The sequence below is a fragment of the Pseudomonas sp. PSB11 genome (genome assembly GCF_014596605.1).
Classification (GTDB): domain Bacteria; phylum Pseudomonadota; class Gammaproteobacteria; order Pseudomonadales; family Pseudomonadaceae; genus Aquipseudomonas; species Aquipseudomonas umsongensis.
In genome coordinates this window covers 17,411-39,631 of the sequence record NZ_NOIO01000014.1, presented here as the reverse complement: position 1 = coordinate 39,631, position 22,221 = coordinate 17,411, and the positions used below count along the sequence as shown (strand labels likewise).

General features: G+C 59.1%; 18 protein-coding genes. 1 reads left to right on the top strand and 17 read right to left on the bottom strand.

The window, feature by feature from the left end; genetic code table 11:
* Positions 1-2 precede the first annotated feature (2 nt).
* Positions 3-1,115, bottom strand: coding sequence for an S-(hydroxymethyl)glutathione dehydrogenase/class III alcohol dehydrogenase (locus tag CGA21_RS17005; RefSeq protein WP_110748715.1), 1,113 nt, complete (start codon positions 1,113-1,115; stop codon positions 3-5).
* A 107-nt stretch (positions 1,116-1,222) separates the two neighbouring features.
* Here CGA21_RS17005 and CGA21_RS17000 point away from each other — a divergent pair, with 107 nt between their 5' ends.
* Complete coding sequence (locus CGA21_RS17000) at positions 1,223-2,119, top strand: LysR substrate-binding domain-containing protein (protein WP_188264665.1); 897 nt, start codon at positions 1,223-1,225, stop codon at positions 2,117-2,119.
* A gap of 77 nt (positions 2,120-2,196) precedes the next feature.
* Here the strand turns inward: CGA21_RS17000 and ispD are convergent, their stop codons facing one another.
* The 16 genes from ispD to rseP all read right to left on the bottom strand — a co-directional run bounded on the left by ispD (position 2,197) and on the right by rseP (position 22,202).
* Positions 2,197-2,904 carry a 2-C-methyl-D-erythritol 4-phosphate cytidylyltransferase gene (gene ispD, locus CGA21_RS16995; protein WP_188264664.1) on the bottom strand — a complete coding sequence of 236 codons (708 nt, stop codon included), beginning with the start codon at positions 2,902-2,904 and terminating at the stop codon, positions 2,197-2,199.
* On the bottom strand, positions 2,901-3,179 hold the full coding sequence (gene ftsB / locus CGA21_RS16990) for a cell division protein FtsB (protein WP_008057335.1): 279 nt from the start codon (positions 3,177-3,179) through the stop codon (positions 2,901-2,903). The genes ispD and ftsB overlap by 4 nt, the downstream gene beginning before the upstream one ends.
* Before the next feature lie 171 nt (positions 3,180-3,350).
* Complete coding sequence (gene eno / locus CGA21_RS16985) at positions 3,351-4,640, bottom strand: phosphopyruvate hydratase (protein ID WP_008057334.1); 1,290 nt, start codon at positions 4,638-4,640, stop codon at positions 3,351-3,353.
* A gap of 162 nt (positions 4,641-4,802) precedes the next feature.
* Positions 4,803-5,648, bottom strand: coding sequence for a 3-deoxy-8-phosphooctulonate synthase (kdsA, locus tag CGA21_RS16980; RefSeq protein ID WP_020795984.1), 846 nt, complete (start codon positions 5,646-5,648; stop codon positions 4,803-4,805).
* A 5-nt stretch (positions 5,649-5,653) separates the two neighbouring features.
* Positions 5,654-7,285, bottom strand: coding sequence for a CTP synthase (locus CGA21_RS16975; RefSeq protein ID WP_020795983.1), 1,632 nt, complete (start codon positions 7,283-7,285; stop codon positions 5,654-5,656).
* Between the two features lie 274 nt (positions 7,286-7,559).
* On the bottom strand, positions 7,560-8,888 hold the full coding sequence (tilS, locus tag CGA21_RS16970) for a tRNA lysidine(34) synthetase TilS (protein WP_188264663.1): 1,329 nt from the start codon (positions 8,886-8,888) through the stop codon (positions 7,560-7,562).
* A 124-nt stretch (positions 8,889-9,012) separates the two neighbouring features.
* Positions 9,013-9,960 carry an acetyl-CoA carboxylase carboxyltransferase subunit alpha gene (locus CGA21_RS16965; protein ID WP_008057327.1) on the bottom strand — a complete coding sequence of 316 codons (948 nt, stop codon included), beginning with the start codon at positions 9,958-9,960 and terminating at the stop codon, positions 9,013-9,015.
* Positions 9,961-10,101: 141 nt separating this feature from the next.
* Positions 10,102-13,623, bottom strand: a complete 3,522-nt coding sequence (dnaE, locus tag CGA21_RS16960; RefSeq protein WP_188264662.1) for a DNA polymerase III subunit alpha — start codon at positions 13,621-13,623, stop codon at positions 10,102-10,104.
* A 65-nt stretch (positions 13,624-13,688) separates the two neighbouring features.
* The gene (gene rnhB, locus CGA21_RS16955) at positions 13,689-14,327 is read right to left on the bottom strand and encodes a ribonuclease HII (RefSeq protein WP_188264697.1); all 639 of its coding nucleotides are present in this window, start codon (positions 14,325-14,327) and stop codon (positions 13,689-13,691) included.
* An 11-nt stretch (positions 14,328-14,338) separates the two neighbouring features.
* Positions 14,339-15,469: a lipid-A-disaccharide synthase gene (gene lpxB, locus CGA21_RS16950; RefSeq protein WP_110748705.1), complete on the bottom strand. Its 1,131-nt coding sequence runs from the start codon at positions 15,467-15,469 to the stop codon at positions 14,339-14,341.
* Between the two features lie 2 nt (positions 15,470-15,471).
* Positions 15,472-16,248 carry an acyl-ACP--UDP-N-acetylglucosamine O-acyltransferase gene (gene lpxA / locus CGA21_RS16945; RefSeq protein WP_110748703.1) on the bottom strand — a complete coding sequence of 259 codons (777 nt, stop codon included), beginning with the start codon at positions 16,246-16,248 and terminating at the stop codon, positions 15,472-15,474.
* Complete coding sequence (fabZ, locus tag CGA21_RS16940; protein ID WP_007940511.1) at positions 16,245-16,685, bottom strand: 3-hydroxyacyl-ACP dehydratase FabZ; 441 nt, start codon at positions 16,683-16,685, stop codon at positions 16,245-16,247. The genes lpxA and fabZ overlap by 4 nt, the downstream gene beginning before the upstream one ends.
* A 108-nt stretch (positions 16,686-16,793) precedes the next feature.
* Positions 16,794-17,849: a UDP-3-O-(3-hydroxymyristoyl)glucosamine N-acyltransferase gene (lpxD, locus tag CGA21_RS16935; protein ID WP_188264661.1), complete on the bottom strand. Its 1,056-nt coding sequence runs from the start codon at positions 17,847-17,849 to the stop codon at positions 16,794-16,796.
* 3 nt (positions 17,850-17,852) lie between these two features.
* Positions 17,853-18,356: an OmpH family outer membrane protein gene (locus tag CGA21_RS16930; RefSeq protein ID WP_008057318.1), complete on the bottom strand. Its 504-nt coding sequence runs from the start codon at positions 18,354-18,356 to the stop codon at positions 17,853-17,855.
* Positions 18,357-18,401: 45 nt separating this feature from the next.
* The gene (gene bamA, locus CGA21_RS16925) at positions 18,402-20,777 is read right to left on the bottom strand and encodes an outer membrane protein assembly factor BamA (RefSeq protein WP_110748699.1); all 2,376 of its coding nucleotides are present in this window, start codon (positions 20,775-20,777) and stop codon (positions 18,402-18,404) included.
* A 72-nt stretch (positions 20,778-20,849) separates the two neighbouring features.
* Positions 20,850-22,202 carry a sigma E protease regulator RseP gene (rseP, locus tag CGA21_RS16920; RefSeq protein ID WP_110748697.1) on the bottom strand — a complete coding sequence of 451 codons (1,353 nt, stop codon included), beginning with the start codon at positions 22,200-22,202 and terminating at the stop codon, positions 20,850-20,852.
* Between the last annotated feature and the right edge of the window lie 19 nt (positions 22,203-22,221).

Here is a 22,221-nt window from a genome sequence, read left to right as displayed (position 1 = left end):
CCTCAGAAATGAATGACGGAACGGATGCTCTTGCCTTCATGCATCAGGTCAAACGCCTTGTTGATATCTTCCAGGCCCATGGTGTGGGTGATGAAGGTATCCAGCGGGATTTCACCGGTCTCGGCCATTTCCACGTAGCTTGGCAATTCAGTACGGCCGCGCACGCCGCCGAACGCCGAACCGCGCCAGACGCGACCGGTGACCAGCTGGAACGGACGGGTGGAAATTTCCTGGCCAGCACCGGCTACACCGATGATTACCGACTCGCCCCAACCCTTGTGGCAGCACTCGAGGGCGGCACGCATCAGTTGCACGTTGCCGATGCACTCGAAGGAGAAGTCGACGCCGCCATCGGTCATGTCGACGATGACTTCCTGGATTGGACGGTCGAAATCTTTCGGGTTTACACAGTCGGTTGCACCCAGCTGCTTGGCGATCTCGAATTTGGCCGGGTTGATGTCGATGGCGATGATCCGACCGGCCTTGGCTTTTACCGCGCCGATGATGGCCGAAAGCCCGATGCCGCCAAGGCCGAAAATGGCCACGGTATCACCGGGTTTCACCTTGGCGGTATTGAGCACCGCACCGATGCCGGTGGTGACACCGCAGCCCAGCAGGCAGACTTTTTCCAGTGGCGCTTCCTTGGCAATTTTCGCCACGGAAATTTCCGGCAGCACGGTGTATTCGGAGAAAGTCGAAGTCCCCATGTAGTGGAAAATCGGCTGCCCGTTGTAGGAAAAACGAGTTGTGCCATCCGGCATCAGGCCTTTGCCCTGGGTTGCGCGAATCGCCTGGCAAAGGTTGGTCTTGCCCGACAGGCAGAATTTGCACTGACGGCATTCCGGGGTATACAGCGGGATCACATGATCGCCCACCGCCACCGAGGTCACGCCTTCGCCGATGGCTTCGACGATCGCCCCGCCTTCGTGACCGAGGATCGACGGGAAAATGCCTTCCGGGTCGGCGCCCGAGAGGGTGTAGGCATCGGTATGGCAGACACCGGAAGCCACCACACGCACCAACACTTCACCGGGCTTGGGCATGGCGACATCGACTTCAACGATCTCGAGGGGTTTCTTGGCCTCGAAGGCAACAGCAGCGCGCGACTTGATCATGGTGATTCTCCAGCGAATAAAACGAGACAGGAAGTGTAATGCACGGCCATACAGTGAATAATCCGGGCAAAAGCAAAACATTATTGCCACACAGGGATAATCATTGGATGCCTGACAGTCGCTGGGAAGGTATAGACGAATTCGTTGCCGTCGCTGAATGCAGCCAGTTCACCGCCGCCGCTGAACGCCTGGGTGTTTCTTCATCCCATATCAGTCGACAGATTGTACGCCTGGAAGAGCGCCTGCAAACCCGTCTTCTCTATCGCAGTACTCGCCGTGTCACGCTGACCGAGGCCGGGCATACCTTCCTGCAGCATTGTCAGCGTTTGCAGGATGGCCGCGAGGAAGCGTTGCGAGCGGTGGGCGACCTGACCAGCGAACCCAAGGGCATGCTGCGCATGACCTGTGCCGTGGCTTACGGCGAACGCTTCATCGTGCCGCTGGTGACCCGTTTCATGGGGCTGTATCCACAACTGCGGATCGACATCGAACTGAGCAATCGCCAACTCGACCTGGTGCATGAAGGCCTGGACCTGGCGATCCGCCTGGGGCGCTTGCAGGACTCGCGACTGGTCGCCACCCGCCTCGCTCCGCGGCGCATGTTCCTCTGCGCGTCGCCTTCCTACCTGGAACGTTATGGTCGGCCCCACAGCTTGTCGGAATTGAGCCGGCACAATTGTCTGGTGGGCAGTTCGGACCTCTGGCAGCTGGAAGAGAACGGTCGGGAGTTTTCCCAGAGAGTCCAGGGAAACTGGCGCTGCAACAGTGGGCAAGCGGTGCTGGATGCGGCGCTGCAGGGCGTGGGGTTGTGTCAGTTGCCGGATTATTACGTGCTGGAGCATCTGAAAAGCGGCGAGTTGGTTTCGCTGCTGGAGGCGCATCAACCACCGAACACGGCCGTTTGGGCGCTGTATCCGCAACAGCGGCATTTATCGCCGAAGGTGCGCAAGCTGGTGGATTACTTGAAGGAGGGGTTGGCCGAGAGGCCGGAGTATCGAACCTAAGATCAAAAGATCGCAGCCTGCGGCAGCTCCTACATTGAATGCGGTCTACTGTAGGAGCTGCCGCAGGCTGCGATCTTTTAGCGGCGGTTGGCCCAACGTTGTCTCAACCACTCGAGGTCTTCAGGACGAGTAACCTTGAGATTGTCCGACCGCCCTTCAATCAAGCGCGGTGCCAACCCCGCCCACTCCATGGCGGAAGCTTCATCGGTTATCACGGCATCAGCCACCAGGCTGTCCGCCAATGCCCGATGCAATGCTCCAAGGCGAAACATCTGCGGCGTATAGGCCTGCCAGATCACACTGCGGTCCACGGTTTCGACCACACGACCGTGCTTGTCGACCCGCTTGAGCGTATCGCGCGCCGGAACCGCCAGCAGTCCACCGACAGGATCATCCGTCAGCTCCGCCAGCAGCTTGTCCAGATCGTTACGGCTGAGGTTTGGCCGTGCCGCATCGTGAACCAACACCCAATCCTCATCATCGGCACCTTGGGCATGCAAATGCAGCAACGCATTGAGCACCGACCCGGAACGCTCGGCGCCACCCTCGACCCGTGTTATACGCGGATCGCCGGCAAGCGTCAGGTTCGGCCAATAAGGATCATCAACAGCAAGACTGACCACCAGGCCCTTGAGGCCAGGATGATCGAGGAAACAGCCGAGGCTGTGTTCGAGAATAGTGCGCCCGCCCAGTTGCAAGTATTGCTTGGGACGGTCCGCGGCCATACGGGCACCGACGCCCGCGGCAGGAATCACGGCCCAGAAGGCCGGCAGAGACAGGTTCATTGGGCCAACTGGTAAAGGGTTTCACCGTCCTTGACCATGCCCAACTCATGGCGAGCCCGCTCTTCAACGGTCTCCATGCCCTTTTTCAACTCACTGACTTCCGCGTCCATCACCCGATTACGTTCCAGCAATGTCTGGTTCTCGGCCTGCTGATCCGCAATCTGCTGGGTCAGCTCAGCCACTTGCGCCAGACTGCCATTACCCACCCAAAGGCGGTATTGCAGGCCAGCCAGCAACAGGAGCAAGACGAGAAACAACCAATTGGGACTGCGCATCGAATATCAGGTATCCAGTGAAAAAAGACAGCCATACCAAAACATGAAGCTACTGATAGCACGAAGCCTGGAAAAACCCAGGCTTGTGCTTTCAAGGCATCAGATTAGTGGCAAAAGCGTCGCTGTTGCGATTTTTCCGACACAATCCGGTGTTTTTTTACCAGCTAACGCTCAACCGCGGAATTCGCTGCGGCCGTTGTACTTGGCTTTACCGTTCAACTGCTCTTCGATACGCAGCAGTTGGTTGTACTTGGAAACGCGGTCGGAACGGCACAGGGAGCCCGTCTTGATCTGGCCAGCCGAAGTGCCCACGGCCAGGTCGGCAATGGTCGAATCTTCGGTTTCGCCCGAACGGTGCGAGATCACGGCGGTGTAACCGGCGGCCTTGGCCATCTGGATGGCTTCCAGGGTTTCGGTCAGGGTGCCGATCTGGTTGAACTTGATCAGGATCGAGTTGGCGATCTTCTTGTCGATGCCTTCTTTCAGGATCTTGGTGTTGGTTACGAACAGGTCGTCGCCTACCAGCTGGGTCTTCTCGCCGATCTTGTCGGTGAGGATTTTCCAGCCAGCCCAGTCGGACTCGTCCAGGCCGTCTTCGATGGAGATGATCGGGTAACGCTCGGTCAGGCCTTTCAGGTAGTCGGCGAAACCTTCAGCGGTGAACACCTGGCCTTCGCCGGACAGGTTGTACTTGCCGTCTTCGTAGAATTCGCTGGCTGCACAGTCCAGGGCCAGGGTCACGTCGGTGCCCAAGGTGTAACCGGCGTTGGCCACGGCTTCGGAGATAACTTTCAAAGCGTCTTCGTTGGAAGCCAGGTTAGGTGCGAAACCACCTTCGTCGCCCACCGCAGTGCTCAGGCCACGGGCCTTCAGAACAGCCTTGAGGTGATGGAAAATCTCGGTGCCCATGCGCAGGCCTTCCGAGAAAGACTTGGCGCCAACCGGCTGCACCATGAATTCCTGGATATCGACGTTGTTATCGGCGTGCTCGCCACCGTTGATGATGTTCATCATCGGAACCGGCATCGAGTAAACACCCGGGGTACCGTTCAAGTTGGCGATGTGCGCGTACAGCGGCAGGTCCTGGTCCTGTGCTGCTGCCTTGGCCGCGGCCAGGGAAACGGCGAGGATCGCGTTGGCGCCCAGGGAACCTTTGTTTTCAGTACCGTCGAGCTTGATCATCGCCAGGTCGAGGGCTTTCTGGTCGCTTGGGTCCATGCCTTTCAACAGGTCTTTGATTGGACCGTTGATGTTGGCCACGGCCTTGAGTACGCCCTTGCCCAGGTAACGGCTCTTGTCGCCATCACGCAGCTCGAGCGCTTCACGCGAGCCAGTGGAAGCACCGGACGGCGCGCAAGCGCTGCCGATGATGCCGTTATCGAGAAGCACATCCGCTTCCACGGTGGGATTGCCACGGGAGTCGAGAACTTCACGACCTTTGATGTCGACGATTTTAGCCATTGTTGTAAACACTCCAAAGTTGACGAAACGCTGCAGGAACAGGACTTTCAGGCGATGGTGCCCTCAAGGACGCCATCGCTGGCAAGCCATGCTCCTACAAGAGCAGTGCGGCCAGCGGGCCAGAGCGATAAATCGAGCGGTAATTTACAGGAGAATTGAGGATTACGCGGTTTCTACCGTCGGAAAACTCTTCACCAGTTCGTCCAGGGCTTTGAGCTGGGCCAGGAATGGCTCCAGTTTGTCCAGGCGCAAGGCGCATGGACCGTCGCACTTGGCGTTGTCCGGATCCGGGTGGGCTTCGAGGAACAGGCCCGCCAGGGACTGGCTCATGCCGGCCTTGGCCAGGTCGGTGACCTGGGCGCGACGACCACCGGCGGAGTCGGAACGACCGCCAGGCATTTGCAGCGCGTGGGTCACGTCGAAGAACACCGGGTATTCGAACTGCTTCATGATGCCGAAGCCGAGCATGTCGACGACCAGGTTGTTGTAGCCGAAGCTCGAACCACGCTCGCAGAGGATCAACTGATCGTTACCCGCTTCCACGCACTTGCTCAGGATGTGTTTCATTTCATGAGGTGCGAGGAACTGGGCTTTCTTGATGTTGATCACCGCGCCAGTCTTGGCCATCGCGACCACGAGGTCGGTCTGGCGAGACAGGAAGGCCGGCAGCTGAATGATCTCACAGACTTCAGCGACGACCGCGGCCTGCTCCGGCTCGTGGACGTCGGTGATGATCGGCACGCCGAAGGCTTGCTTGATGTCCTGGAAAATCCGCATGCCCTCTTCCAGGCCGGGACCACGGTAAGAGGTCACGGAGGAACGGTTGGCCTTGTCGAAGCTGGCCTTGAACACGTAAGGGATACCCAGTTTCTGGGTAACCTTCACGTACTCTTCACAGACCTGCATCGCCATGTCGCGGCTTTCCAGCACGTTCATGCCACCGAACAAAACCATTGGCTTGTCGTTGGCAATCTCGATATCGCCTACGCGGATGATCTTCTGCGCCATGGGGTTCAAGCCTTCTTCTGGTGTTGAGCCAAAGCTGCTTTGACGAAACCGCTGAACAACGGGTGGCCGTCGCGTGGCGTCGAGGTGAACTCAGGGTGGAACTGGCAAGCGACGAACCATGGATGATCCGGGGCTTCAACCACTTCAACCAGAGCGCCATCGCCGGAACGGCCGGAGATTTTCAGGCCGGCTTCGATGATCTGCGGCAGCAGGTTGTTGTTCACTTCGTAGCGATGACGGTGACGCTCAACGATCACGTCCTTGCCGTAGCAGTCATGAACCAGGGAACCCGGCTCCAGCAGGCAATCCTGGGCGCCCAGGCGCATGGTGCCGCCCAGGTCCGAGGCTTCGGTACGGGTTTCAACGGCGCCGGTGGCATCTTCCCACTCGGTGATCAGGCCCACGACCGGGTGACCGCTGGCACGATCGAACTCGGTGGAGTTGGCGTCTTTCCAGCCCAGCACGTTACGAGCGAACTCGATCACGGCCACCTGCATGCCCAGGCAGATGCCCAGGTATGGAACCTTGTTTTCGCGAGCGTACTGGACGGCAGTGATCTTGCCTTCCACGCCACGCAGGCCGAAGCCGCCAGGTACCAGGATCGCGTCCACGCCTTCGAGCAGCGCGGTGCCCTGGTTCTCGATGTCTTCGGAATCGATGTAGCGCAGGTTGACCTTGGTGCGGTTGCTGATACCGGCGTGGCTCATCGCTTCGATCAGCGATTTGTACGCATCCAGCAGTTCCATGTACTTGCCGACCATGGCGATGGTGACTTCATGCTCAGGGTTGAGCTTGGCGTCGACCACGGCTTCCCATTCGGACAGGTCGGCACCGCCGCATTGCAGGCCGAAACGCTCGACGACGAAATCGTCCAGACCCTGGGAGTGCAGGATGCCCGGGATCTTGTAGATGGTGTCGGCGTCTTCAAGCGCGATCACCGCACGTTCTTCAACGTTGGTGAACTGCGCGATCTTGCGACGGGAAGAAACATCGATCGGGTGATCGGAGCGGCATACCAGCACGTCTGGTTGCAGGCCGATGGAGCGCAGCTCCTTGACCGAGTGCTGGGTTGGCTTGGTTTTTGTTTCGCCGGCAGTGGCGATGTACGGCACCAGCGTCAGGTGCATCAGCATCGCGCGCTTGGCGCCGACTTCGAAGCGCAACTGGCGGATGGCTTCGAGGAACGGTTGCGACTCGATGTCACCCACGGTGCCACCGATCTCGACCATCGCCACGTCGGCATCGCCGGCGCCCTTGATGATGCGGCGCTTGATTTCGTCGGTGATGTGCGGGATCACCTGGATGGTCGCACCCAGGTAGTCACCACGACGCTCCTTGCGCAGCACGTGTTCGTAGACACGGCCGGTGGTGAAGTTGTTGTTCTGGGTCATGGTCGTGCGGATGAACCGCTCGTAGTGGCCCAGGTCCAGGTCGGTCTCGGCGCCGTCGTGGGTGACGAACACTTCACCGTGCTGGAACGGGCTCATGGTGCCCGGGTCGACGTTGATGTACGGGTCCAGCTTCAGCATGGTGACCTTAAGTCCCCGCGCCTCCAGGATGGCCGCCAATGATGCCGATGCAATGCCTTTCCCCAATGAAGAAACAACACCGCCCGTGACGAATATGTAGCGCGTCATGAAAAACCCTAGAAGTCTGCGTTAAAGCGGTCCGAGCCGCCGGGGAAAGCGAAGGAAGGCCGAAGCCCCCGATCACCTGCATTAATCACAGTGCACCTTTCAAAAAAACCGCCGCGTTGGGACAGACCGGGAAATGAAACACCGGTTCGTTGCTCGCTACACATTTTTTGGAATCGCCCAGCAAAGACTGCTTGGTAATCGGCAACTCCTGCAATTCAGGCGAATCCACAGAAGTTGTATCAAGAAGGGAGCGTAGTCTACCGGAAAGCCCCTTTCAGCTCAAACCTTGATCTTCGCCTGGTGGTTGCCAATGTAAATGCCAGTCACCCTGGGCGTTGCCGTCCAACCCCGGCAGGTTCGCCACCGCCAGCAATTGCTCGCCCTTGTACAGCAGCGGCAATCTGCCGCGCACGAACTGCGGCACCGCGGTTTCATTGAGCAAACGCTTGAGATCGCGATGCCCACGCCCCGGCAGAGCCATCACCTCGCCCCCCTCACGATAGTGGATCTGCAGTATGCCTGCGGGGATTTGTCCACTGAGCGTGAGCACGCCATTATCGGGCAACACCAGCGGCTGCGCGGGTTCAAGCCATGCTCCAGGCGCGGGCACCGCGCGCAACCAGGCACCGGATAACCACCAGATACGCCCACCCGCCCGATGCAGTTGGCCATCGGCGAGGCGCCAGATCGGCCGGGCGTCGCCGGTGGCATCGCGTAAATCGACCCAACCCGACCAATGGTCACTGTCCGGCAGTCGGGTCAGGGGCTCAAGCCAGTGGCTGAGCGCATTGCGCTGGCGAGCGGCGGAGAGTTTTTCCAGGGGGGCGAGTTCCAGCGACGGCAGACCCAGCCAATCGAAATCACTTGGCGTGTTCGCCTGGCTCAAGTCGATTTGCGCAAGATCATCGAGCAATCCCTGCGCCTCACTCAGATGCGCAGCGCTGCGAGCCATGGTCGCCAGTGCCTGTGGCCACCGCGCAGTCACTGCCGGGAACACCTGATGACGCAGGTAATTGCGTGAGAACTGCCGGTCTTGATTGGAAGGATCCTCGATCCAGCTCAGCTTGTGTGCCGATGCATAGGCCTCCAGCTCAGCGCGCGTAACATCGAGCAAAGGCCGCAGTAGATGCCCTTTTCCCAAAGGACGCTGGCGTGGCATTCCCGACAGGCCCCTTACCCCGGCTCCGCGAAACAAGCGAAACAGCAAGGTTTCCGCCTGATCGTCACGGTGCTGGGCCGTCAGCAGCACTTCATCGGCTTGAGTGACCTCACTGAACGCCGCATAACGCGCATCGCGGGCGGCTCGCTCGAGGCTGGCGCCGGGTTGCACTTGCACGCGGACGACGTGCAGCGGCACGCCCAACGCACTACAGACCGACTGACAGTGATCCGGCCATGCGTCGGCCACAGCCTGAAGGCCGTGATGGACATGGATGGCACCGAGCGCAGGCAGGGACTGGGTTTTCGCGAGGTGTGCGAGAAGGTGCAGGAGGACGGTGGAATCGAGACCACCGGAGAAGGCGATGCGCCAGGTTGTGGCGTTGCGCCACGGCTTTAGATTCAGCAGGAGCCTGGCAGATAGATCGATATTTGAAGGATTCATAGAGATCGATCACTTCACTAGATCCCTGTAGGAGCTGCCGCAGGCTGCGATCTTTTGATCTTGCTTTTTTTAAATCAAAAGATCGCAGCCTGCGGCAGCTCCTACAAGGGTGCCGCGAGGTCTGTTACAGACCGTAGCTCATCAGACGCTCGTAACGACGGTCCAGCAGCGCCTTGTGGTCGAGCTTCTTGAGCATCGCCAGTTGCGTGCTCAGCTCGGCGCGGATCGAGGCAGCCGCAGCCGCCGGATCACGGTGAGCGCCACCCAGGGGTTCGCCGATCACTTTATCCACGATACCCAGGCCTTTGAGGCGCTCAGCGGTAATGCCCATGGCTTCAGCGGCGTCCGGGGCTTTTTCGGCGGTTTTCCACAGGATCGATGCGCAACCTTCCGGCGAGATCACCGCGTAGGTCGAGTACTGCAGCATGTTCAACTGATCGCAAACACCGATCGCCAGCGCACCACCAGAACCACCCTCACCGATCACGGTGGCGATGATTGGGGTTTTCAGGCGCGCCATCACGCGCAGGTTCCAGGCAATCGCTTCGCTCTGGTTGCGCTCTTCGGCGTCGATGCCCGGGTAGGCGCCCGGGGTGTCGATGAAGGTCAGGATCGGCATCTTGAAACGCTCGGCCATTTCCATCAGGCGGCAAGCCTTGCGGTAGCCTTCCGGACGCGGCATGCCGAAGTTACGGCGAACTTTTTCACGTACTTCGCGGCCTTTCTGGTGACCGATGACCATCACAGGCTGGTCCTCCAGACGGGCAATACCACCGACGATGGCGGCGTCGTCGGAGAAGTGGCGGTCGCCGTGCAGCTCATCGAACTCGGTGAAGATGTGTTCGATGTAGTCCAGAGTATATGGACGCTTCGGGTGACGCGCCAGACGCGCGATCTGCCAACTGGTCAGCTTGCCGAAGATGTCTTCGGTCAACGTGCTGCTCTTGTCTTGCAGGCGGGAGATCTCATCGCCGATATTCAGCGAATTGTCATTACCGACCAAGCGCAACTCTTCGATCTTGGCTTGCAGGTCGGCGATCGGCTGTTCGAAATCCAGAAAATTCGGGTTCATAGGCGTCCGTCTTGGGTCGGCGTCCAAGGGAGCTTGGGCCGGCCGGTTGTCTATTCGCGCCCTACCATAAGGGAGAGGCGCGCTAAGGTCGAGATTAAAAAATTCTGTTCAAGTCCAGGGCTAGGTAATGTCACCCTGACCTTAACGGTATTGGAGGAAGACGTTGTCTCGCCCGAACTGGTCACGCAGGGCTTGAATCAACGCATCCGCCGGGTCGATTCGCCAGCCTTCGCCGAACTGCAGCAAGGCTTTCGCATCGGGACTGGTGTAGTCCATGGTAATCGGGCACGCACCGCGGTGACGCTTCAACAGCTCACCCAGCCAGCGTAGCTGATCGCCCTTGAGATCCTTGGCATGCAGCTTCAGGCGCAGGCTTTCGGCCAGGTTGGTGCGCGCGTCTTCCATGCTCATCACCCGCTTGACCCGTAACCGCAGGCCGCCGGAGAAGTCGTCGTTGCTGACTTCGCCTTCGACCACCACCATCGCATCGGTCTGCAACAGCGATTGCGCGGAATGGAACGCATCGGCGAACAGCGATGCTTCAATCCTCCCCGAACGGTCGTCGAGGGTGATGAAGCCCATCTTGTCGCCCTTTTTGTTCTTCATCACCCGCAGGGCGATGATCATGCCGGCAACGGTCTGGGTATCGCGCGCCGGCTTGAGGTCGATGATGCGCTGGCGGGCGAAACGGCGGATTTCGCCTTCGTATTCGTCGATCGGGTGACCGGTCAGATACAGGCCCAGGGTGTCTTTCTCGCCCTTGAGACGTTCCTTTAGGGTCAGTTCCTTGGCTTTGCGATGGTTGGCGTAGACGTCAGCGTCTTCTTCCACGAACAGCCCGCCAAACAGGTCGGCATGGCCGCTGTCATGGGTCCGGGCGGTTTGCTCGGCGGCCTTGATCGCCTCTTCCATCGCGGCCAGCAAGACCGCGCGGTTACGGTCGATATTGGCCTGGTAGGCTTTGGCTTCGTCATGGAAGTACGGCCCCAGGCGATCCAGCGCACCGCTGCGGATCAAGCCGTCGAGGGTCCGTTTGTTGATACGCTTGAGGTCAACCCGGGCGCAAAAATCGAACAGGTCCTTGAAGGGACCGTCCAGCCGCGCCTCGGTGATCGCCTCTACCGGGCCCTCGCCCACCCCCTTGATTGCGCCCAGGCCATAGATGATCCGACCTTCGTCGTTCACCGTGAACTTGAACTCGGATGTGTTCACGTCCGGCGCGTCGAGACGCAGCTTCATCGTGCGCACTTCTTCGATCAAGGTCACGACCTTGTCGGTGTTGTGCATATCCGCCGAGAGCACTGCGGCCATGAACGGAGCCGGGTAGTGCGCTTTCAGCCACGCAGTCTGGTATGACACCAGGCCATAGGCCGCGGAGTGGGATTTGTTGAAGCCATAACCGGCGAATTTTTCTACCAGGTCGAAAATGTTACCGGCAAGGTCCGCATCGATGTTGTTGGTGGCACAACCTTCAATGAAACCGCCGCGCTGCTTGGCCATTTCCTCGGGCTTTTTCTTACCCATCGCCCGACGCAGCATATCCGCACCGCCGAGGGTGTAGCCGGCCATGACCTGGGCAATCTGCATCACCTGTTCCTGATACAGGATGATGCCGTAGGTCGGGGCCAATACGGGCTTGAGACCTTCGTACTGATAGTCCGAGTGCGGGTACGCCAGCTCGGCGCGACCGTGCTTACGGTTGATGAAGTCGTCCACCATGCCCGATTGCAGCGGGCCCGGACGGAACAGGGCCACCAATGCGATAAGGTCTTCGAGGCAGTCGGGCTTGAGCTTTTTGATCAGCTCCTTCATACCGCGCGATTCAAGCTGGAACACCGCGGTGGTTTCAGCTTTTTGCAGCAGCTGATAGGTCGGTTTGTCGTCCAGCGGGATGAACGCGATGTCCAGCGGCGGTTCGTTGACCTTGGCGCGGTCGCGGTTAATCGTTTTCAGCGCCCAGTCGATGATCGTCAGGGTTCGCAGGCCGAGGAAGTCGAACTTCACCAGGCCAGCCGCCTCCACGTCGTCCTTGTCGAACTGGGTTACCAGCCCATCGCCGGCTTCGTCGCAATAGATCGGCGAGAAGTCAGTCAGCTTGGTCGGCGCGATCACCACGCCACCGGCGTGCTTGCCGACGTTTCGCACAACGCCCTCAAGCTTGCGGGCCATCTCCCAGATTTCCGCGGCTTCTTCATCGACCTTGATGAAGTCACGCAGGATCTCTTCCTGCTCGTAGGCCTTTTCCAGGGTCATGCCAACTTCGAACGGGATCATCTTCGACAGGCGATCCGCCAGGCCGTAGGACTTGCCCTGCACCCGCGCCACGTCACGGACCACCGCTTTCGCCGCCATGGAACCGAAGGTGATGATCTGGCTTACGGCGTTACGGCCGTATTTTTCAGCCACGTAGTCGATCACCCGGTCGCGACCGTCCATGCAGAAGTCGACGTCGAAGTCGGGCATGGAGACCCGTTCCGGGTTGAGGAAACGTTCGAACAGCAGGTCATATTCCAGCGGGTCGAGGTCGGTGATCTTCTGCACGTAGGCCACCAGCGAGCCGGCACCCGACCCCCGGCCAGGGCCGACCGGCACGCCGTTGTTCTTGGCCCACTGGATAAAGTCCATCACGATCAGGAAGTAACCGGGGAAGCCCATCTGGATGATGATATCCAGCTCGAAATTCAGCCGGTCGACATAGACCTGGCGCTTGGCCTCATAGTCTTCGGTGGTGTCCTTGGGCAGCAGGACGGAGAGCCGCTCTTCCAGGCCATCGAACGAAACTTTGCGGAAATACTCATCGATGGTCATGCCATCGGGGATCGGGAAGTTGGGCAGGAAGTGCGTGCCCAGCTTGACTTCGATGTTACAGCGCTTGGCGATCTCGACGGTGTTTTCCAGCGCCTCGGGAATGTCGCTGAACAGCTCGGCCATTTCCTCGGCGCTTTTGAGATACTGCTGATCGCTGTAGTTCTTCGACCGTCGCGGGTCGTCGAGGGCCCGGCCCTCGCCGATACACACGCGGGTTTCGTGGGCGGCGAAATCTTCCTGCTTGAGGAAACGCACGTCGTTGGTCGCGACCAGCGGTGCGCCGATTTTCTCGGCCAACGCCACCGCGCCATGCAGTTGTTCTTCATCGTTGGGGCGGTTGGTGCGCTGGATTTCCAGATAGAAGCGATCCGGAAACACGGCCATCCATTCACGCGCCAGGTTTTCCGCTTCTTGCGGGTTACCGCTGAGCATGGCCTGGCCGATCTCGCCCTCCTTGGCCGCAGACAGCATGATCAGGCCGTCGCTGGCCTCGGCCACCCATTCGCGCTCGATGATGATCGAGCCATTGCGCTGACCCTCGATGAACCCGCGAGAAATCAATTCGGTGAGATTGCGATAACCCGCGGCGTTCATCACCAGCAGGCTGATCCGGCTCAGGGGGTTGTCCGGATCCTTGTTCGACAGCCACAGGTCGGCGCCGCAGATCGGCTTGATCCCGGCACCCATGGCGTTTTTGTAGAATTTGACCAGGGAACACATGTTGTTCTGGTCAGTGACCGCTACGGCAGGCATGTTCATGCCGACCAGGGTCTTGACCAGCGGTTTGATCCGCACCAGACCGTCGACCAGGGAATATTCAGTGTGCAGGCGTAGGTGAACGAATGAAGCCGGCATAGTGATCCTGCGTTAAGTCATGAAAACAACAAGGCCCGGATTGTACCGGGCCTTGGTAGAAAAAATCAGCCTGGCGACTCACTCAAGATGAGTCCTTCCCGCGCTTCGTAAGCAAGCCGTACCGGAGCAAACGAGCGCCGGTGAATCGGCGTCGGGCCCAAGCGTGCCAGGGCTTCCAGATGAACGGGCGTCGGGTAGCCTTTGTGTCCGCCGATGCCGTAACCGGGATAGATCAATTCGAAAGCCGCCATTTCACGGTCACGACTGACCTTGGCCAGGATCGACGCCGCCGCAATGGCCGGAACCTTGCCATCGCCCTGGACCACGGCTTCGGCGCGCATCGGCAATTTCGGGCAACGGTTACCGTCGATCATTGCCAGTTTCGGCTGGATGTGCAGCCCGGCAACCGCGCGCTGCATGGCCAGCATGGTGGCGTGAAGGATGTTCAGCTCGTCGATCTCTTCGACTTCGGCGCGGGCAATGCACCAGCTCAGAGCTTTTTCGCAGATTTCGTCGAAGAGCTTCTCGCGGCGGGCCTCGGTGAGCTTCTTCGAGTCGTTGAGCCCGAGGATCGGACGACTCGGATCAAGGATCACCGCCGCCGTCACCACCGCGCCACAGAGCGGCCCACGACCGACTTCATCGACTCCGGCTACCAATTCTTCAACCTCCGCGACCAAGGTGAAATCCAGCCCCATCTGCATACTTTCTTTACTCATTTTACCGGGTCGATCAGGTTCAGCACTGCATCCGCTGCCTGGTTGGAAGCATCCAGACGAAGGGTCCGGTGAATTTCATCAAAACCGCGGGTTTGCTCTTCACCACCTTCGATCAGTGGCGACAAGGTTTGGGCCAGCGCTTCAACTGTCGCATCGTCCTGCAACAACTCAGGCACCAACAGGCGTTGGGCCAGCAGGTTCGGCAAGGACACGTAGGGGCTTTTCACCATGCGCTTTAGAATCCAGAACGTCAGCGGTGCCAGGCGATAGGCAACGACCATCGGTCGCTTGTACAACAACGCTTCAAGGGTTGCTGTACCGGAGGCAATCAGCACCGCGTTACACGCCGCCAGCGCCAGATGGGACTTGCCGTCGAGCAAGGTCAGCGGCAAATCGCGACCGGCCAACAGCTCTTCAAGCTGTGCCCGGCGTTGCGGATTGGCACAAGGCACGACAAACCGCACACCGGGGCGCAGGGCCCGCAGGCGTTGGGCCGTGTCGAGAAACAAGGCACCGAGACGGCCGACTTCGCCGCCACGACTACCGGGCATGAGCGCCACCAACGGCCCGTCAGGCAATCCCAGTTCGGCCCGCGCAGCGGCGCGGTCGGCTTCCAGCGGAATGGCATCGGCCAAGGTATGGCCGACAAACCGCACGGGCACGCCTTTCTCTTCGTAGAATTTCGCTTCGAACGGGAACAGCGTGAGCATCAGGTCGCAACCTTCGCGAATCTTCAGCACGCGCTTCTGGCGCCACGCCCAGACGGACGGGCTGACGTAATGCACGGTCTTGATCCCGGCCTGACGCAGCTTGAGTTCGATATTGAGGTTGAAGTCCGGGGCGTCGATACCGATGAAGACGTCCGGCTTCGCGGCGATCAGGTCGGCTACCAGTTTTTTGCGGCGCTTGAGTAATTCACGTAACCGACCCAGCACTTCGACCAGGCCCATGACCGACAGGCGTTCCATGGGAAAATAAGATGTCAGGCCTTCTGCCTGCATCAATGGGCCGCCGACACCGATGAATTCGACCGCCGGATGGCGCGCCTTGAGCGCACGCATCAGACCCGCACCCAGAATGTCGCCGGAAGCCTCGCCCGCCACCAGCGCAATACGCAGATTGGCCATGATTAGCGGGTGATGCCGCGGGTCGAGGACTGTATGGAATCGCGGAACACCGCCACTTCCGGGAACTGGTCAGAGGATTCGGCCAACTCGGCGAGCGCTTGCTCAACCGTCAGCCCCTGGCGATAGACCACCTTGTAGGCACGACGCAGGGCGTGGATCGCGTCTTCGCTGAAACCGCGACGGCGCATGCCTTCAAAGTTCATGCTACGGGCTTCGGCGGGGTTGCCGAACACCGTGACATAGGCCGGGACGTCCTTGCCAATGGCGGTCCCCATGCCGGAAAAGCTGTGGGCGCCGATGTGGCAATACTGGTGAACCAGGGTGAAACCGGACAGGATCGCCCAGTCATCCACGTGCACATGGCCGGCCAGCGCGGTGTTGTTGACCAGGATGCAGTGGTTGCCGATAACACTGTCGTGACCGATGTGCGCATAGGCCATGATCAGGTTGTGATCGCCCAGGGTCGTTTCCGAACGATCCTGGATGGTTCCACGGTGAATCGTCACGCCTTCGCGGATGACGTTGTGGTCACCGATCACCAGGCGGGTTTCCTCGCCTTTGTATTTCAGATCGGGCGTGTCCTCACCTACCGAGGAAAACTGGTAAATACGGTTGTGCTTACCGATTCGGGTCGGGCCTTTGAGAATAACGTGTGGCCCGATTACCGTTCCCTCGCCGATTTCCACACCTGCGCCGACGATCGACCACGGGCCGACCTCGACACCGTCAGCCAGGATGGCTGTCGGATCGATGATTGCGCGAGGGTCGATCAAACTCATAGTTTGCGTTCCGCACAGATGATTTCAGCGGAGCAGACCGGCTTGCCATCGACCGAAGCCTGGCACTCGAACTTCCAGATCTGACGCTTGCAGCTGATGAACTTGGCCTCAAGGATCAACTGATCGCCCGGCAATACCGGCTGGCGGAAGCGCAGCTTGTCAGAGCCGACGAAGTAGTAAAGGGTGCCATCGGCCGGTTTCACGTCGAGCATTTTGAAACCAAGGATCCCGGCAGCCTGAGCCATCGCTTCGATGATCAGAACGCCCGGCATGATTGGATGCGCGGGGAAGTGACCATTGAAGAACGGTTCGTTGATGCTGACATTCTTGTAGGCGCGAATGCGCTTGCCTTCCACATCCAGATCCACGACCCGGTCCACCAGCAGGAACGGGTAACGGTGAGGCAGGTATTCGCGAATCTCGTTGATGTCCATCATTTCGGGGGGAAGCCTATGTAAAGATTGGGAGCGCGCGACTGACGCACACTCCGCTAGCAAATCAAGGACGCAGTCTAGCGGCTGTGCACACTTGATATGGAAATGGTATCAGCCATCTGATGAAGCATTACCGCCAGGGGTCACTTCCCCTGTTTGCTTTTCCAGCTGTCGCAGACGTCGCGCGATGTCATCGAGCTGACGAATACGTGCCGCGCTTTTGCGCCATTCGGCGGCTGGCTGCATCGCCGTACCGGAGGAATAGGCACCCGGCTCGGTAATCGAGTGGGTCACCATGGTCATCCCGGTGATGAAAACGTTGTCGCAAATATCGATATGCCCCACCAGCCCTACGCCACCGGCAAGCATGCAGTGCTTGCCGATCTTGGTGCTGCCGGAAATCCCCACGCACGCCGCCATGGCGGTGTGATCACCTACCTGGACGTTGTGGGCAATCTGAATCTGGTTGTCGAGCTTCACGCCGTTACCGATGACGGTATCAGCCAGCGCACCACGGTCGATGGCGGTGTTAACGCCAATTTCCACGTCATCGCCGACCAGCACACCACCAATCTGGGCGATTTTTTGCCAAATGCCTTTCTCGTTGGCAAAGCCAAAGCCTTCACCACCAAGCACCGCACCGGACTGAATCACCACCCGCTTGCCGACGCGCACGTCGTGATACAGCGTGACACGCGGGGCAAGCCAGCCTCCCTCGCCAATAACGCTACGGGCACCGATGAAGCAGTGCGCCCCCACGCTCGTACCGGCAGCAATATGCGCCCCGCTTTCGATGACCGCAAATGCACCGATACTCGCCGTCGGATCGACCACCGCATCCGCCGCAATCACCGCCGTCGGATGAATTCCGGCTGCCGCCTTGGGCTTGGGATCGAACAGGTGGGAAATACGCGCGTACGCTGCGTAAGGATCAGGCACCACCAATACATCACCGGTAAAACCTTCGGCATCAGCGGTCTTGAGCAACAACGCTGCTGCCTGACTGCCTGCCAGGTATTTGCGGTATTGGGGATTTGCGAGAAAGCTCAACTGAGTTGGGCCAGCCTCCTGCAAGGTGGCTAGCCCAGTAATTGCTTTCTCCGGGTCGCCACGTAGCGTGGCGCCGAGGAACTCGGCCAGCTGGCCGAGCTTAATGGTCGCGGTCATGGATTACTTCAGCTGATTCATGCGCTCGATAACCTGGCGCGTGATGTCGTACTGAGGCTTGACATCAATCACTGCACCACGCTCGAAGACCAGGTCAAAAGCACCTTTCTTGATGACTTCTTCCACAGCACTGTCCAGTTTCGGCTTGAGCTGCTTCAGCATTTCACGGTCGGCAACGGCTTTGGCTTCGTTCAGTTCCTTGGACTGGAACTGGAAGTCACGCGCCTTTTGCTTGAACTCAAGTTCCAGACGCTCACGCTCGCCTTGCTGCATTTTGTCGCCACCGGCCATCAGGCGATCCTGGATGCCCTTGGCGCTGCTTTCCAGCGTCTTGAGCTTGCTCAGCTGAGGGCCGAATTTCTTCTCGGCATCCACGGCGTATTTCTTGGCCGCATCCGACTCCAGCAGGGCCATCTGATAGTTCAGAACAGCGATTTTCATGTCGGCAAATGCCGGGCCTGCAACCAGTACGGAAGCCAGGAGAACCAATTGAGTCAACTTACGCACGATGCACTCCTACAAAATCCATTGTCGTTATCTTGGGGCAGACGCTTAGAACGTCTGGCCGAGGGAGAATTGGAACACTTGAGTTTCAGCGTCATCCGGTTTCTTGACTGGCATGGCCAGCGCAAAACTCAGAGGACCCAGTGCGGTGACCCAGGTCACACCCACACCGACGGAACTGGCCATATTGCTCAGACTGATGTCGTTGCACTTGGTGTTGGACTTCGTGCCATCAGCGTTGGTGGTATCAGAGCACGACGAATCGAATACGTTACCCACATCCCAGAATACCGAAGTGCGCAGGGAACGCTGGTCCTTGACGAACGGTAGCGGGAACAGAACTTCCACACCACCCTGGATCAACACGTTACCACCGAACGGCAGCGGATCCTGGTCCGGGTCGAATGCAGTGCCAGGGTTCTTGCCGGTACTTGGCGTACTGCGAGGACCCAAGGTGCTGTCCTTGAAGCCACGAACCGAGTTGAAACCACCAGCATAGTAGTTTTCATAGAATGGCAAGCCATCGGTCGAACCGTAGCCATCGCCATAACCCAATTCGGTGTGCAGGCGCATGGTGTAGTTGTCGCTCAACGGCTGGAACAGCTGGCCACGGTAGTCGAGCTTGAAGAACGACAGGTCGCTGCCCGGCGTGGTGGTTTCCAGCACGAGGCTCTGGGAATGTCCACGGGTCGCCAGTACGCCCTTGTTCAAGGTGGACTCGGACCAACCGGCCGAAGCCTTGAAGTTCAGGTACTTGTCGCCTTCCTTGTTAACGAAGTCGAAAATCTCGTCAACGGTATACACACCGGTCTTGATCTCGTCCTGCTGGGCCGTCAGGCCGAAGGTCAGGCGCGAAGTCTCGCTGATCGGGTAGCCGACGCTTACGCCTGCACCCAGGCTGTCTACGGCATAGCTGGCTACATCGACGTCGAGGTCTTTGTAGTCGGTGGTGCGGTAGAAGGCGTTATAACCCAGGCTCACGCCATCGGCAGTCCAGTAGGGGTCGACATAACCGAAGTTGTAGCGGCTCTGGTATTCACTGCGGGTCAGGCCGATGCTGACCTTGTTACCGGTACCCAGGAAGTTGTTCTGGGTGATCGAACCACCGAGGATCAGGCCCGCGCTCTGGGCGAAACCGACGCTGGCGGTGATCGAACCGGATGCCTGCTCTTCAACGCTGTAGTTGACGTCAACCTGGTCATCGACACCCGGTACGGCCGGGGTTTCAACGTTGACTTCCTTGAAGAAGCCCAGGCGCTCCAGACGGGTCTTGGATTGGTCGATCAGGTAAGTCGACGCCCAGCCACCTTCCATCTGGCGCATTTCACGGCGCAGTACTTCGTCTTCCGACTTGGTGTTGCCACGGAAGTTGATGCGGTTCACGTAGGCACGCTTGCCCGGATCGACAGCGAAGGTGATGTCTACCGTGTGGTCGTCATCGTGGGGCTGAGGCACCCCGTTGACGTTGGCAAAGGTGTAGCCCTCGTTACCCAGGCGACGGGTGATCAGCTCGGACGTGGTGGTCATCAGCTTGCGCGAGAACACCTGGCCTTTCTGCACCAGCAGCAGGGACTTGACCTGGTCTTCAGGGACTTTCAGGTCACCACTGAGTTTCACGTCACGAACGGTGTACTTGTCGCCTTCGTTGATGTTGACGGTGATGTAGACGTGCTTCTTGTCCGGGGTAATGGACACCTGGGTCGAAGCGATATCCATGTTGATGTAGCCACGGTCCAGGTAGTAGGAACGCAGGCGCTCCAGGTCACCGGAGAGTTTTTCACGGGCGTACTTGTCATCGTTCTTGAAGAACGACAGCCAGTTGGTGGTCTTGAGTTCGAACAGGTCGATCAGGTCTTCATCAGGGAAGACCGTGTTGCCTACCACGTTGATGTGCTGGATAGCTGCAACGGTGCCTTCGTTGATATTGACCTTCAAACCAACGCGGTTGCGCGGCTGCGGCACCACTTCGGTGTCGACGGTAGCGGAGTAGCGGCCCTGGGCGACGTACTGGCGCTGCAGTTCGTTACGTACGCCTTCGAGGGTGGCGCGCTGGAAGATCTCGCCTTCGGCCAGACCGGATTGCTTGAGGCCTTTCATCAGGTCTTCGGTGGAGATCGCCTTGTTGCCCTCGATCTCGATACTGGCAACCGACGGACGTTCGACTACCGTGATGACCAGGACGTTGCCATCGCGGCCCAGCTGGATATCTTGAAAGAACCCGGTTTTGAACAGCGCACGAGTGGATTCCACCAGGCGTCGATCATCCGCCTGTTCACCGACGTTCAACGGCAAAGCACCAAAGACGCTACCCGCGGAGACCCGCTGGAGGCCATTGACGCGAATATCAGAGATAGTGAAGGACTCGGCGTGAACTTCGGCGATCATCAATACGGTGAGAACCGCAGTTAGCAGCAGACGTTTCATGAAGTCCTTTCTTATTCCAACTGGCAATAAACAAACTGCCGCAAAATGCGGCAGATTCGCAATTCAGCGACGTTACAGACGACCCAGATCATTAACCAGAGCGAGCAACATCACTCCGATCACCAAACTGATGCCAATCTGTATCCCCCAACCTTGCACCCGATCCGACAAGGGACGACCACGCGCCCACTCGATCAGATAAAACAACAAATGCCCCCCATCCAGCACAGGAATGGGCAGCAAATTCAGAACCCCCAGGCTAATACTCAGATAAGCAAGGAAATTCAGGAAATCAGCGACGCCCGACTGGGCCGAAGCGCCCGCCACTTTAGCAATGGTTATCGGTCCACTCAAGTTTTTTACCGAGAGCTCACCGAACAACATTTTCTTCAGCGAATCCAGGGTCAGCAGGCTCATCGTCCAAGTGCGTCGAGCCCCCTCCCCCACGGCTGCCAACGGCCCGTAACTGACTTCGCGAATCATCTCTGGTGGCCAATCGACCGCTTTCACCCCCGCCCCAAGGTAACCGGTGGGTGCCTTGCTTTCGCCACGGGCAGCCAACATCACGGGGATGTCGATTTGAGCACCGTCACGCTCGACCCGCAGCATGATTTTGGTATCAGGATGCATACGGACCGTATCGACGACCTGTTGCCAGTCATCTACCGCCTTGCCATCCACTGCCAACAGTCGGTCACCGGTCTTCAGGCCAGCAGCCTGGGCCGGACCTTTGGAATCCAGCTCAGCCAGTACCGGCGGCAATGCCGGGCGCCATGGACGAATACCCAGCGAACGAATCGGGTCCGGCTCGTCAGCACCCTTGAGCCACTTGTCCAACACCAGCTCACGGGGCGAATCCACGGTGGATCCCTGCTCACGAACCAGCAGTTGCAGGGAGCCGCTTTCACCCAGGCGACGGACCAGTTGCAGATTGACTGCAGCCCAGCCTGAAGTGGGCTCGCCGTCGATGGCTATGATTTCCTGGCCTGCGCCCAGGCCCGCCTTGGCAGCAAGGCTACCGGATTCGACAGCACCGATGACCGGGCGAACCTGCTCGGTACCGAGCATCGCCAACGCCCAGAAAAACACCATCGCCAACAAAAAGTTGGCAATCGGCCCTGCCGCCACGATCGCGATGCGCTGGCGCACCGATTTACGGTTGAAGGATTGATCGAGCTGATCGGCCGGCACTTCACCCTCACGCTCGTCGAGCATTTTCACGTAGCCGCCCAGCGGAATGGCAGCCACCACGAATTCAGTGCCCTGCTTGTCGTGCCAGCGCAGCAGCGGCATGCCGAAGCCTACGGAGAAACGCAGCACCTTGACCCCACAGCGTCGCGCGACCCAGAAATGGCCGAACTCGTGGAAGGTGACCAGCACGCCCAAAGCTACCAGGGTGCCGACAATCATATAGAGCGCGCTCATCTATTTTCTCCGCATTCCT